The 12,480-nt window shown below is 67.1% G+C and carries 15 protein-coding genes; 8 read left to right on the top strand and 7 right to left on the bottom strand.

Going from position 1 to position 12,480, the window contains the following annotated elements:
• Nucleotides 1–110: 110 nt before the first annotated feature.
• Nucleotides 111–932: a MetQ/NlpA family ABC transporter substrate-binding protein gene (locus tag AB6807_RS21700; RefSeq protein WP_371086203.1), complete on the bottom strand. Its 822-nt coding sequence runs from the start codon at nucleotides 930–932 to the stop codon at nucleotides 111–113.
• A 236-nt stretch (nucleotides 933–1,168) separates the two neighbouring features.
• Here AB6807_RS21700 and AB6807_RS21695 point away from each other — a divergent pair, with 236 nt between their 5' ends.
• From AB6807_RS21695 to AB6807_RS21680, 4 genes are read left to right on the top strand one after another with little or no spacing between them, the layout of a single operon-like run.
• On the top strand, nucleotides 1,169–2,047 hold the full coding sequence (locus AB6807_RS21695) for a methionine ABC transporter ATP-binding protein (RefSeq protein WP_116911075.1): 879 nt from the start codon (nucleotides 1,169–1,171) through the stop codon (nucleotides 2,045–2,047).
• Nucleotides 2,040–2,702 (top strand): methionine ABC transporter permease, encoded by a 663-nt coding sequence (locus tag AB6807_RS21690; RefSeq protein ID WP_093135722.1) that lies wholly within the window; start codon nucleotides 2,040–2,042, stop codon nucleotides 2,700–2,702. Before AB6807_RS21695 ends, AB6807_RS21690 begins: the two co-directional genes overlap by 8 nt.
• 46 nt (nucleotides 2,703–2,748) lie before the next feature.
• Nucleotides 2,749–3,576: a MetQ/NlpA family ABC transporter substrate-binding protein gene (locus tag AB6807_RS21685; RefSeq protein ID WP_371086202.1), complete on the top strand. Its 828-nt coding sequence runs from the start codon at nucleotides 2,749–2,751 to the stop codon at nucleotides 3,574–3,576.
• A gap of 57 nt (nucleotides 3,577–3,633) precedes the next feature.
• Nucleotides 3,634–3,984, top strand: a complete 351-nt coding sequence (locus AB6807_RS21680; RefSeq protein ID WP_371086201.1) for a hypothetical protein — start codon at nucleotides 3,634–3,636, stop codon at nucleotides 3,982–3,984.
• A gap of 184 nt (nucleotides 3,985–4,168) precedes the next feature.
• On the opposite strand, the gene AB6807_RS21675 is transcribed toward AB6807_RS21680, so the two are convergent.
• The 4 genes from AB6807_RS21675 to AB6807_RS21660 all read right to left on the bottom strand — a co-directional run bounded on the left by AB6807_RS21675 (nucleotide 4,169) and on the right by AB6807_RS21660 (nucleotide 8,397).
• Nucleotides 4,169–5,551, bottom strand: coding sequence for an LLM class flavin-dependent oxidoreductase (locus AB6807_RS21675; RefSeq protein ID WP_371086200.1), 1,383 nt, complete (start codon nucleotides 5,549–5,551; stop codon nucleotides 4,169–4,171).
• Nucleotides 5,548–6,381, bottom strand: a complete 834-nt coding sequence (locus tag AB6807_RS21670; RefSeq protein WP_116911079.1) for a MetQ/NlpA family ABC transporter substrate-binding protein — start codon at nucleotides 6,379–6,381, stop codon at nucleotides 5,548–5,550. Before AB6807_RS21670 ends, AB6807_RS21675 begins: the two co-directional genes overlap by 4 nt.
• Before the next feature lie 141 nt (nucleotides 6,382–6,522).
• Complete coding sequence (locus AB6807_RS21665) at nucleotides 6,523–7,416, bottom strand: LysR family transcriptional regulator (RefSeq protein WP_371086199.1); 894 nt, start codon at nucleotides 7,414–7,416, stop codon at nucleotides 6,523–6,525.
• A gap of 21 nt (nucleotides 7,417–7,437) precedes the next feature.
• A complete protein-coding gene (locus tag AB6807_RS21660; protein WP_371086198.1) occupies nucleotides 7,438–8,397 on the bottom strand; it encodes an alpha/beta fold hydrolase in 960 nt (319 codons plus the stop codon).
• Between the two features lie 166 nt (nucleotides 8,398–8,563).
• On the opposite strand from AB6807_RS21660, the gene AB6807_RS21655 reads away from it, so the two are divergent.
• The 4 genes from AB6807_RS21655 to AB6807_RS21640 all read left to right on the top strand — a co-directional run bounded on the left by AB6807_RS21655 (nucleotide 8,564) and on the right by AB6807_RS21640 (nucleotide 11,247).
• Nucleotides 8,564–9,625 carry an aldo/keto reductase gene (locus AB6807_RS21655; protein WP_371086197.1) on the top strand — a complete coding sequence of 354 codons (1,062 nt, stop codon included), beginning with the start codon at nucleotides 8,564–8,566 and terminating at the stop codon, nucleotides 9,623–9,625.
• Between the two features lie 61 nt (nucleotides 9,626–9,686).
• Nucleotides 9,687–10,178 carry an aminoacyl-tRNA deacylase gene (locus AB6807_RS21650; RefSeq protein ID WP_371086196.1) on the top strand — a complete coding sequence of 164 codons (492 nt, stop codon included), beginning with the start codon at nucleotides 9,687–9,689 and terminating at the stop codon, nucleotides 10,176–10,178.
• A 54-nt stretch (nucleotides 10,179–10,232) separates the two neighbouring features.
• The gene (gene plsY / locus AB6807_RS21645) at nucleotides 10,233–10,880 is read left to right on the top strand and encodes a glycerol-3-phosphate 1-O-acyltransferase PlsY (protein WP_371086195.1); all 648 of its coding nucleotides are present in this window, start codon (nucleotides 10,233–10,235) and stop codon (nucleotides 10,878–10,880) included.
• Nucleotides 10,881–10,893: 13 nt separating this feature from the next.
• Nucleotides 10,894–11,247 (top strand): RidA family protein, encoded by a 354-nt coding sequence (locus AB6807_RS21640; RefSeq protein ID WP_116911085.1) that lies wholly within the window; start codon nucleotides 10,894–10,896, stop codon nucleotides 11,245–11,247.
• 22 nt (nucleotides 11,248–11,269) lie between these two features.
• Here the strand turns inward: AB6807_RS21640 and AB6807_RS21635 are convergent, their stop codons facing one another.
• Nucleotides 11,270–11,956, bottom strand: coding sequence for a TIGR02281 family clan AA aspartic protease (locus AB6807_RS21635; RefSeq protein ID WP_116911086.1), 687 nt, complete (start codon nucleotides 11,954–11,956; stop codon nucleotides 11,270–11,272).
• Nucleotides 11,957–11,966: 10 nt separating this feature from the next.
• Nucleotides 11,967–12,452 carry a YajQ family cyclic di-GMP-binding protein gene (locus tag AB6807_RS21630; RefSeq protein WP_116911087.1) on the bottom strand — a complete coding sequence of 162 codons (486 nt, stop codon included), beginning with the start codon at nucleotides 12,450–12,452 and terminating at the stop codon, nucleotides 11,967–11,969.
• Nucleotides 12,453–12,480: the final 28 nt, after the last annotated feature.

The following is a 12,480-nucleotide window of genomic DNA, read 5'->3' as shown; positions in this document are numbered from 1 at the left end:
GGAGGGTTGGTGTTCGGGCGGAACCCGACATTTTCTCACGGTCCGCGAACCCGCCAGGCAGCGCCCCTGTATTGCGCCTTCCCCCTCTGGGGGAAGGCAGAAGCGCGAACTCAGAACGCCGGAACGAGCGAGCCCTTGAACTGGGTCTCGATGAAGCTCTTCACCTCAGGCGACTGGTACGCCGCCACCAGCCGCTTGGCCCACGGCTTGTCCTTGTCGGCACGGCGCACGGCAATGATGTTGGCGTACGGGCTCTTGGCGGCTTCCTTGATCACGGCGTCCTTGTCCAGCGACAGGCCGGCCTTGCCCGCGTAGTCGTTGTTGATGGCGGCAATGGTCAGGTCGTCCAGCGAGCGCGGCAGCTGGGCGGCGTCGAGCGCCACCAGCTTGAGCTTCTTCGGGTTGGTCACCACGTCCAGCGGGGTGGCGGTGTTGTTCTTCACCGCCTCGGGCTTGAGCGTGATGAGGCCGGCCGCCTGCAGCAGCAGCAGGGCGCGGTTGCCGTTCGACGGATCGTTCTGGATGCCGACCGCCGCGCCGTCGGGCAACTGGTCGATCGACTTGATCTTGCGCGAGTAGAAGCCCAGCGGGGCGGTAATGGTCAGGCCCACGGGCACGATGTCGAAGCCGCGCGACTTGTTCTGGTTGTCCAGGAAGGGCTGGTGCTGGAAGGCGTTGGCGTCCAGGTCGCCAGAGGCCAGCGCGGCGTTGGGCAGCTGGTAGTCGTTGAACACCACGAGCTGGATGTTCAGGCCGTCCTTGGCGGCAACCTTCCTGACCACCTCGAAGATCTGCTCGGCGCTGCCGACCGAGACGCCCACCTTCAGGCTGTTCTTGTCTTGCGCGAAGGCGGCGCTGCCGGAGAAAAGGGCGGCCGCCAGCGTGACGGAAAGGGCGCCAAGGGCGGTGCGGCGGCGGAAAAAGGTATTCATGGTGACGCGGAAAGCAAAAAAGAAGGCGCGAATGTGACAGGGCGTGTCGCCTTTGGGAACGAACCAATAGGCATATCGATATGGCGTTCATTGCCCGCCCTCGGGTTTTGATATGCACATTGCGATATAAACACCCTCCTTTTTCTTCGTTTCCTTTTGCCGCTTTTGTTTTCATACTCGGCACCTTTTTCGCGAACCTTCGTGTCCGGCTTTCTGGCCGGGCGCGCTTCTTCCCAATGAGCCATCCTTCGCCCGATGCGGGCCGCGACGCCGCGACGCCCGTCATCCGTCTTCAATCCGTGCAGAAGTCATTCGCACTGCCCAGCGGCGAGGTGTTCGACGCCGTGCAGTCGCTGTCGCTCGAGATCCAGCAGGGCGACGTGTTCGGCCTGATCGGCAAGAGCGGCGCTGGCAAGTCGACGCTGCTGCGCCTCATCAACCTGCTGGAGCGGCCCGATTCGGGCCAGGTGCTGGTGGGCGGGCGCGACCTGACCACGCTGTCGCGCCGCGAGCTGCGCGACACGCGCCAGAACATCGGCATGATCTTTCAGCAGTTCAACCTGCTGCAGAACGCCACGGTGTTCGACAACGTGGCCTTCCCGCTGAAGATCCACGGCCGCCACTCCAAGGCCGAGATCAACGCCCGGGTGCGCGAATGCCTGGCCCTGGTCGGCCTGGCCGAGAAGATCGACACCTACCCCGCGCAGCTCTCCGGCGGCCAGAAGCAGCGCGTGGCCATTGCCCGCGCGCTGGCGCCGCGCCCGCAGGTATTGCTGTGCGACGAGCCCACCTCGGCGCTCGACTCCGAAACCACGCGCTCGCTGCTGGAAACGCTGCGCGACATCAACCAGAAGATCGGCGTGACCATCGTCATCGTGACGCACGAGCTGTCGGTGGTCGAGGTGCTGTGCCGCAACGTCGCCATCCTGGAGAAGGGCCGGCTGGTGGAGCAGTTCGCCGTCGAAGACGCGCCCAAGGCCGAGCGCAAGACGGCGCTGGGCCGCGAAATCGACGAGCTGGTGCGCCGCCGCGAGCGCGATGCACGCGAAGCGCTGGCAGCCGGCGCCCTGGGCGCCGCGCCCAGCCTGAACGCCAAGGAGCCCGCCTATGTTTGAGAACATCGCCCCCATCCTCCCCGAGCTGTGGGTTGCCACGGGCCAGACCTTCATGATGCTGGCCATCGGCCTGACGGCCGCGGTGCTCATCGGCGGGCCGCTGGGCATCCTGCTGTTCCTGCTGGGGCCGGGCCAGTCGCTGGAGAACAAGCCGGCGTTCCTGGTGCTGAACTGGATCGTGAACACCGTGCGCTCGTTCCCTTTCATCATCCTGCTGGTGGCGCTGGTGCCGTTCACGCGGGTGATCGCGGGCACCTCGATCGGGCCGCTGGCCGCGGCGGTGCCGCTGTCTTTCGCGGCCATTCCGTACCTGGCGCGCCTGGTCGACCAGTGCCTGCGCGAAGTGCCGCGCGGCGTGATCGAGGCGGCGCACGCCATGGGCGCGTCGGAGCTGCAGATCGTCTGGCGCGTGCTGCTGGTGGAAGCCCGCTCGGGCCTGGTGCTGGCGCTGACAGTGCTGGCCGTGAGCTTTCTCTCTTACTCGGCGGTGGCCGGCGTGGTGGGCGGCGGCGGCATCGGCGACCTGGCCATCCGCTACGGCTACTACCGTTTCCAGACCGACGTGATGGTGCTCACCGTGGCGCTGCTCGTGGTGCTGGTACAGATCCTGCAATTCGTGGGCAACACCACGGCAAGCAGGCTCGACAAGCGTTGATCTTTTTGTTCTCTGTTTTCTCTCTAGCTTTTTGCTCAATCAAAAAATGAAGACCGTTTTCCTGCGCCGTTCCGTTCTTGCCCTCTCGCTGGCCGCGCTGTCGCTCGGCAGCCTCTCGCTGCAGGCCCATGCGCAAGACCCCGCCAAGAAGAACCTGGTGATCGGCGGCACCGCCGGCTCCAACACCGACCAGCTCAAGCAAGGCATCGTGCCCCTGCTCGAGAAGAAGGGCTACACCGTGAAGGTGGTGGAGTTCAACGACTACGTGCAGCCCAACCTCGCGCTGGCCCAGGGTTCGCTCGACGCCAACTTCTTCCAGCACCAGGTTTACCTGAAGAAGTTCGCCGCCGACCAGAAGCTGGACATCACCGAGCTGGTGCAAGGCCCGATCGCGCCCATGGGCGTGTACTCGACCAAGCGCAAGACCCTGGCCGAAGCCAAGGAAGGCGATCGCGTGACGCTGCCGAACGACCCGAGCAACCTGGCGCGTGCGCTGGTGCTGCTGGAGCAGAACAAGCTGATCACGTTGAAGACGGGCATCGATCCGCTGCGCTCCACCGAGAAGGACGTGGCCGAGAACCCGAAGAAGCTGAAGTTCATTCCGCTGGAAGCCGCGCAGCTGCCGCGTTCGCTGGGCGACACCGAGTACGCCATCGTCAACGGCAACTTCGCGATCTCGTCGGGCCTGAAGCTCACCGAGGCCGTGGTGCTCGAGAAGACGCCCGACTACTACCTGAATGTGGTCGCCGTGAAAACGGCTGACAAGAACACGCAGTGGGCCAAGGACCTGAGCGAGATCTACCGCTCGAAGGAATTCAAGGCCGTGGTCGACAGCAAGTTCCAGGGCTACGCCAAGCCCAGCTTCCTCCAATAAGCAAGCCTTTCGCCTCGTCACCCGTTCCCCCTTTTCCTTCCGACAAAGGACGCCCTCATGCCCGTTCTGGCCGTATTCGATGCCCAAGGAAGCTGGCGCGACACCCACGTGTGCGACGGCTGGATCACCGAACACCTGGCCGGGCAGGGCGTGAGTTGGGGGCGAGGCAAGAAGAAGGGCCAGCAGGTGCTCGACAGCGCCGGCCTGTTCTACCTGCCGGTGACGGACGGCTACCTGGGCCTGCTGGTCGAGGCCGGCGAATGGGTGTCGGTGCCGGCCGGCAAACCGCATTTCTTCGATGCGGGCGAGGCGGAGTCTTTCGACGCCCTGCCTGCTGCGTTGCCTCTGTTCGAGGCGTTTGTCGAAGAAGTCCTGTCGTTGACCGGGAACGACGCAGAAGACGAGTGACTTTTTTTCGCTCTGTTCGCGCTCTTCGTCAGGGCGTGTGAACAGGCCGCCGGGTACTTCCCTCCGCGAATGTCCCCCGGCTTCGCTTCCTCCTTTGTTTCGCTGCGGGAAGCACCCGACGCCCTGTTCAACTGGGCACGTTGCTGGCTTGCGGCCGATCAACGACCGCCCTGAACAGCCGAACTCAAGCAGCCAACCGCTGCGCCACCCGTCCGCCAGGCCGCGCCAACCCGAGGTGATCGCGCAAGGTGCGCCCCTCGTAGTCGGTGCGGAAGATCCCGCGCTTCTGCAGGATCGGCACCACGCCGTCCACGAAGTCTTGCAGCCCGTGCGGCAGCGCATCGGGCATCAGGTTGAAGCCATCGGCCGCACCGGCCTTGAACCAGTGTTCGATGTCGTCCGCGATCTGCTCGGGCGTGCCGACGATCACGCGGTGACCGCCGCCGCCCGCCAGCTCGCGAATCAGCTGGCGCACCGTGTAGCCGTGGGTGCGGCCTGCCGCCACCACCGCGTTGAAGAAGGTGTGGTTGCCGTTGCCATTGCCGGGCAGGGGCAGGTCTTCGGGCAGGCGCTCGTCGAGCTTCAGGCGGTCGGGCGTGATGCCCAGCGTGCCGGCGATGCGCGTGAGGCTGTAGTCCCACGGAATCAGGTCGACCAGCTCGTCGCGACGGCGGCGCGCCTCGGCCTCCGTGCTGCCGACGATGGTCGTCAGGCCCGCGAGCACCTTCACCGCGTCGGGGCCGCGGCCCAGTTCGGCCGCGCGGGTCTTCAGCGCGCGGGCGTACGCCAGCGATTCCTCGAACGACTGCGAGGCCGAGAACACCGCCTCCGCATGGCGCGACGCCAGCTCGCGCCCGTCGGCCGACGCACCCGCCTGCACCAGCACCGGATGGCCCTGCGGCGCACGCGGCAGGTTCAGCGGGCCCTGCACCGCGAAGTGCTCGCCGCGGTGCGCAATCGGGTGCACCTTGGTCGCGTCGATGAAGCTGCCGCTGGCCTTGTCGCCGACGAAGGCGTCGTCTTCCCAGCTGTCCCACAGCGCCTTCACGATGTCGGCGAACTCCGAGGCGCGCGCGTAGCGCTTCGCATGGTCGGGCGTGGCGTCCAGGCCGAAGTTGCGCGCCGAGGGCAGGTCGGCCGTGGTCACCACGTTCCAGCCCGCGCGCCCGTTGCTCACGTGGTCGAGCGTGGCGAAGCGCCGCGCGATGTTGTAGGGCTCGTTGTAGCTGGTTGACGCCGTGGCGATCAGCCCGATGTGCGTCGTGGCCGCGGCCACGCAGGCCAGCAGGATGGTCGGCTCCAGCGCGGTGATCGGGCGAAAGTGGATCTGGTCGACAATGGCCGCGTTGTCTGCTAGGAACACCGCGTCGAGCTTGCCCGCCTCGGCGATCTGCGCGGTGCGGATGTAGTGCTGGATGTCGGCGAAGGCCCAGGGGTCGGCCTCGGGCAGGCGCCAGGCCGAGGGCACGAAGCCCGAGTGCAGGATGTTGACGTTGAGGTGCAGCTGCCTGGGCCGGGGGGAGCGTGGGCTGTGGGGGCTGTGGGGGTTGTGGTTCGAGGCGCTCATTGGGCGAAGTAGTCGGGCAGGCGGTAGCCGGCCCAGGTCGGGTTGGCCTTGAAGAAGCGCTGGAACTCGGGCGACTGGTAGGCCGCGGCGATGTCCTTGGCGAACTTTGCGTTCTCGTTGCTGCGCTTGACGGCCACCACGTTCACGTAGGGCAGCGTCATGTCCTCCAGCTTCAGCGCCTCGGTGAGCTTCAGGCCCGAGGCCACGGCGAAGTTGCCCTGCACGGCGGCGATGTCGCTGTCGGCCAGCGAACGCGGGGCCTGCGCGGCGTCCAGCGGCACGAGCTTCAGGCGCTTGGGGTTGTTGACCACGTCGCGCTCCGACACGGCCAGCGGGCTCACGCCCTGCTTCAGCGTGACCCAGCCCACGGCCGCGAGGATGTTGAGCGCGCGCGCCGCGTTCACCGGGTCGGCCGGCAGGGTGACGGTGGCGCCGTCGGGCACCGCGTCCAGCGACTTGTGGCGCTGCGAGTACAGGCCCATGGGCGGCGTCGGCACGTGCACGATGGGCACCAGGTCGAAGCCTTGCTGCTTGTTGGTGGCGTTGAGGTACAGCGTGTGCTGGAAGATGTTGGCATCGATCTGCCCACGCTCCACCGCGTCGTTGGGCTGCACGCCCTGGCTGAACTCCACGTACTTCACGGTGTAGCCCAGCTTCTTCAGCTGCGGCTCGATGCCGTTGGTGAAGGCGTCGCGGTACGGACCGGGCATGAAGCCCACGCGCAGGTCGGCCGCCTGGGCAGACACATGAACAAGCAGGCTCAGGGCCAGGCCGCCCAGCAAGGGCACGGACCAGCGCGCCAGCAAGGGCGCGCGCGAAGAAAAGCGCATGACGGGCAACTCCGGGGAGGCAAGGGGAGCTGCGCACTCTAGGGTGCGGTGACTGCGGCGCGAACGAAGATTCGCGCGCTTGGTTATCCGCTGGGCGAATATCGCGAGAGGTCGGGGAGGCGCCGCGAGAGACCGAGCGCGTCAGCCTTCGCGCTTCAGGAAATCGACAAATGCACGCAGCGGCGCCGGCATGTGCGTGCGGCTCGGGTAGTACAGGAACGGGCCCGAAAAGCTCTGCCACCACTCCTCGAGCACCGGCACCAGCTTGCCCTGGTCGATGCCGGGGCGCACGTATTCGTCGAAGGTGTAGATCAGCCCCAGGCCCGATTCGGCGGCGTGCACTTCCAGGTCGGGCATGGAGGCGAACAACGGTCCGCTCGGCGTGATCTTCACGACCTTGCCCTTGCGCACGAAGCCCCAGGCCGCGAGCACGCCGCTGGAAAACCGGTGGCCGATGCAGGCGTGCTGCAGCAGGTCGGTCGGGTGTTTCGGTGTGCCGTGCGTTGCCAGGTAAGAGGGCGCGGCGGCCGCCACGAAGCGCTGGGTGCGCGGACCCAGCGGCACGGCGATCATGTCGCGCGCGATGCTCTCGTCATAACGAACGCCGGCATCGAAGCCTTCGGCGAGCACATCGACGAAGGCGTCGTTGGTCGTCACTTCGAGCGTGATGCCCGGATGCTCCGCCAGGAAGCGGCTGGCCAGCGCCGGCAGCACGCGCTGCGCCACGATGATCGGCACGTTCAGCCGCAGCGTGCCGGTGGGGCTGTCGCGAAAGCTGTTGAGGGTGTCGAGCGCGCCGGCAATGTCGTCGAGCGCGGGCCCGATGCGCTCCAGCAGTCGCTGGCCGGCCTCGGTGGGCGTCACGCTGCGCGTGGTGCGGTTGAGCAGGCGCACGCCCAGTTGCGCCTCCAGCCGGCGCATGGCCTCGCTCAGCGAGGAGGGCGACACGCCGCGCAGCGCGGCCGCCCCGCGAAAGCCGCGCGCCCGGGTCACCGCCACGAAGGCGCCGAGGTCGGAGAGGTCGGGGTCGGCCATGAAGCGATGTCCCGATGCGACTCAGCCCGCGGTGTTCCTGATCGGCTCCCCGATGAATTCTTCGATCATCTGCGCCACGCGCTGCGGCTGGTCGTGGTGCAGCATGTGGCCCGCGTCGTCGAGCCGCTCGATGCGCGCCACGGGCACGGACTTCAGCCGCTCGTGGAATTCTTCGAGCGTGTAGCGGTTCTTCCACCAGCCGTGCAGGCTGTCGTCGGAGGCCTCGACCATCAGCAGCGGCGCGGTGATGCGTGCGTAGAGCGCCAGCGTTTCGTCGACACGGAAGATGTGGGCGTTGACGATCTTGTGCGCCGCGTCGCCCAGGATCTGCCAGCGCTCGGCGCCGTCGGGCTGCCCGTGGTTCACCGACCAGTGGCTGGCCAGCCAGTTGGCCTTGTCGGGCGTGAGGCGCGGGTTGGTCTTCATCAGGCGGCGGGCCACGCCCTCGACCGCCGAGTAGCCGGCCAGCGCCATCTCGCCACGGTGCAGGCGCTTGAGCTCGTCGATCCACTGGCCGTAACGCGCGGGCGCCTCCTCGGGTTTGCGCGCGGGCATGCCGAAGCCTTCGAGGTTGACCAGGCGGCGGATGCGCTCGGGCCGCACGCCGGCGTAGTGCATGGCGACGTTGCCGCCCATGCTGTGGCCGACCAGGTCGACCTGCCGGGGGCTTTCGCCTTCCTTCGGCTCGCCCACGTAGTGGTCGAGCAGCCATTCGAGGTCGGCCAGGTAGTCGGCCAGCCAGTAGTTGTCGACGCCGCCGCCCTCGGTGAGGCCGAAGCCGCGCCAGTCGGGCGCGATGATGAAGCGGTCTTGCGCCATGGCGTCGACCACGAACTGCCAGGAGGCCGCCACGTCCATCCAGCCGTGCACCAGAACCAGGGGAGGGCGCGTGTCGGAGGGCTGGCCCCACAGGCGCACGTGGTAGCTGAGGTTGCGCACGGGCACGAATTCACTGCGGGAGGGGCGAAGGGCTTGGTACATGGCGACCGATGATAAGGAGGCCTTCGTGTCGGCGCAGTCCGCCACAGGACAGGTGGCAGGGCGAAAAAAAGCGAAGCGAGGCGAGGGAAGGCGAGGCAAGGCGCGGTCGCTCGGGTTTTGCGCCCGCCGCGAGCAGGGTGCGGGCGGGGACGGTAGCATCCCGCGCATGAAAAAGATCCAACTCGGTCAAAGCGACCTGCATGTCACACCCATCTGCCTCGGCACGATGACCTTCGGCGAACAGGTGGACGAGCCCACCGCCCATGCCATCCTGAGCCGCTCGCTGGAGCGCGGCGTCGACTTCATCGACACCGCCGAGATGTACTCGGTGCCCACGCGCAAGGAAACCTTCAGCATCACCGAGACCATCATCGGCAACTGGTTCAGCAAGAACCCCGGCGCGCGCGAGAAGCTGGTGGTGGCCACCAAGGTGGCGGGCCCCTCGCGCAACATGCCCTGGGTGCGCGAAGGCAGCGGCATGACGGCGGCGGACATCGAGGCCTCGTGCAACGCCAGCCTGAAGCGCCTGAAGACCGACGTCATCGACCTGTACCAGATCCACTGGCCCGAGCGCCACGTGCCGGTGTTCGGCGCCATGTACTACGACCCGGCCAAGGAAACGTCGAAGACGCCGATCCACGACCAGCTCGAGGCGCTGGGCAAGCTAGTGAAGGCGGGCAAGGTGCGCGCCATCGGCCTGTCGAACGAAACCCCGTACGGCGTGCACGAGTTCGTGCGCCTGGCCGAGCAGCACGGCCTGCCGCGCGTGGCCACGGTGCAGAACGTGTACAGCCTGATCAGCCGCGCGCATGAAAACGGCCTGGACGAGACGATGCACCGGCTGAACGTGTCGCTGCTAGCGTACTCGCCGCTGGCCTTCGGCCTGCTCACCGGCAAGTACGACCAGAGCGGCATCGACGGCCCCGACGCACCGAAGGGCGCGCGCATTTCCAGCTACGAGTCGGTGCGCAAGCAGCGCTGGGGCAAGCCCGACGCGCTGCGCGCCGCCCGCCGCTACAACCAGCTGGCGCGCGACAACGGCCTGACGCCCGCGCAGCTGGCGCTGGCCTTCTGCTACACCAAGTGGCAGGTGGCGAGCACGATCATCGGGGTGACCTCGGTGGCGCAGCTGGAAGAAGACCTGGACGTGTACGGCACCACGCTGTCGCCGGAAGTGCTGGCGGAAATCGACAAGATCCGCCTGGAAATCCGCGACCCGGCGGCGTGAGCGCAGCGCCGGGCCGCCCCAGGCAAGCGCGTGCCGCAGTGCGAAGCACGAAGGTACTTCGATGAGCAAGAAGGTCCATGTGTCAGAAACGCCCGCAACCCAGCTGTTGCGGGCGCACAAGGTCGCCTTCACCGAGCACCCGTACGAGTACATGGAGCACGGCGGCGCCCAGCGCGGCGCCGAGATGCTGGGGCTCGACCCGTTCATGGTCATCAAGACGCTGGTCATGCAGGACCAGGACGCCAAACCGCTCATCGTGCTGATGCACGGCAACCGCACGGTGTCGACCAAGAACCTGGCGCGGCAGATCGGCGCGAAGTCGGTCGAGCCGTGCAAGCCCGAGGTGGCGCAGCGCCACAGCGGCTACATGGTGGGCGACACCTCGCCTTTCGGCACGCGGCGCGAGATGCCGGTGTACGTGGAGGCCACGGTGCTGGCGCTGCCGCGGATCGTGCTCAACGGCGGACGCCGCGGTTACCTGATCGGCATCGATCCGCGGGTGTGCGTGGACCTGCTGGGCGCCACGCCGGTGCAATGTGCGCTGGCAGAATAGCCGCCCCAGGCGGTCGTCGCCGAATAAGAACAACCTTTCCCGCGGAGTGCCGTCTTGAGCTTCACCTTGCCTTCCCTCGCCGCCATCGTGGCCGTCGTGGCGTCCTACCTGATCGGCTCGCTGTCGTTCGCGGTCATCGTGAGCAAGGCGCTCGGCATGGCCGACCCGCGCAGCTACGGCAGCAAGAACCCCGGCGCCACCAACGTGCTGCGCTCGGGCAACAAGGGCGCGGCGCTGGCCACGCTGCTGCTGGACGCGGACAAGGGCTGGGTGCCGGTGTTCGTCATCCACCAGTTCGGCGCGCAGTGGGGCCTGGGCGCCGGCGTGGCCGCGCTGGCGGGGCTGGCCGCGTTCCTCGGGCACCTGTACCCGGTGTTCTTCGGCTTCCAGGGCGGCAAGGGCGTGGCCACGGCGGCCGGCGTGCTGGTGGGCATCGCGCCCTGGCTGGGGCTGGCCACGGGCGCAACCTGGCTGATCATCGCGGTGTTCTTCCGCTACTCGTCGCTGTCGTCGCTGGTGGCGGCCTTTTTTGCGCCGGCCTACTACCTGATAGGCGGCAACATCGCATGGCCTCTGGACCGCACGGTGCTGATTGCGCTCATCATCATGAGCCTGCTGCTGATCTGGCGGCACCGCGAAAACATCCGCCGGCTCGCGGCCGGCACGGAGTCGAAGCTCGGCGCCAAGAAGAAAACGAACTGAAGGAACACACACCATGGCCACCATCACCCGCCACCACGTCGGCCCCCGCCTTTCTGAAACCGCCGTTCACAACGGCACCGTCTACCTCGCCGGCCAGGTGCCCGACGACACCGCGCAAGACATCCGCGGCCAGACCGCGCAGGTGCTGGCGATGGTCGACCGCCTGCTGGGCGAAGTGGGCAGCGACAAGTCGCGCATTCTCATGACGCAGATCTTTCTGGCCGACATCGGCGACATCACGGCCATGAACGAGGTGTGGGACGCGTGGATTCCAGCCGGCAACACGCCGCCGCGCGCCACCGTGCAGGCCAAGATGGCCAACGCGGCCTACAAGATCGAGATCGTCGTCACGGCCGCGCAGGCCTGAGGCTTCGACGGGGCCGGAAGCGCTAGAACCGCTTCTCGAGGACCATCTGGTCCGCGTCGCGGCGCATCGAGAAGCGGTTGATGAAGCTGTTGCCCAGCAGCACGAAGGGCATGCCCTGCTGCGACACGATGGCGTCGATGTCGTAGACCTCGACGTCGCCCACCCGCACCGAATTGAGCCGGAGCCTGAAACCCGGCGCCACGCCGTTGGCGGTGTTGATCTGCACGGGCTGGCCCTTGCTGTAGTCGAGCCCGATGCGCTGGGCGTCGGCCATCGACAGGGCAACGGTGGTGGCGCCGGTGTCCAGCATGAAGGTCACGGGGCGTCCGTTGATGGCGCCCTGCGTCATGAAGTGGCCGCGGCTGTCGGCCGACAGCACCACGCGGTTGCCGCCGCCTGAACCCCCATCCCCTCCACCCCCACCCCCGCCACCGATGCTGACGGGCGTGTCCATGCGCAGGTTGACGCGCTTGCCCTCGAGCTCGACCACGGCCTGCTCGGCCTGCAGCGACACCAGCTTCACGCCCTGGTAGCTCTCGCCGACCGCCACGGTCTTGGGCGGGTTGCCGTTCACGATGAGGATCGCGCGGCTGCCGATGCTGCCGGTGAGGGTGACCGAGCTGGCGGCGTGCGCCACACCGGCGGCGGCCACCAGCTGGACCGCGGCGGCGAGCACGAGCAGCCGTGCGGCCGCCGCAAGCGCTTTCATGAAGCGCCGGTCAGTCGCGGAAGTTGTTGAAGGACACCGGCATGTCGGGCACGTCCTTCTTGATGAGGGCCATGGCGGCCTGCAGGTCGTCGCGCTTGGCGCCGGTGATGCGCACCGCGTCGCCCTGGATCGCGGCCTGAACCTTGAGCTTGCTGTCCTTGACGATGCGGGTGATTTTCTTGGCCTGCTCGCTCTCGATGCCGCTCTTGATCTTGATGACCTGCTTGACCTTGTCGCCGCCCATTTTCTGGACGTCGCCCTTGTCGAGGAAACGCACGTCGACGCTGCGCTTGGTGAGCTTGCTGCGCAAGATGTCTTCGACCTGGACGAGCTGGAACTCGGCGTCACCGATCATGGTGATCTCCTTGTCCTTGAGGTCGACGGCGGCGGCGGTGCCCTTGAAGTCGAAGCGCGTCGCGATCTCCTTGGCGGTGTTCTCGACCGCGTTCTTCACTTCGGGCAGGTTGGGCTCGCAGACGGTATCGAAAGACGGCATGGACTCTCTCCTGAATTCACTGGTGCTG

It is taken from the genome of Variovorax sp. RCC_210 (assembly GCF_041355175.1).
Classification (GTDB): domain Bacteria; phylum Pseudomonadota; class Gammaproteobacteria; order Burkholderiales; family Burkholderiaceae_C; genus Variovorax.
The sequence above is the reverse complement of the archived record's forward strand: the minus strand, read 5'-3'. Positions and strand labels throughout refer to the sequence as shown.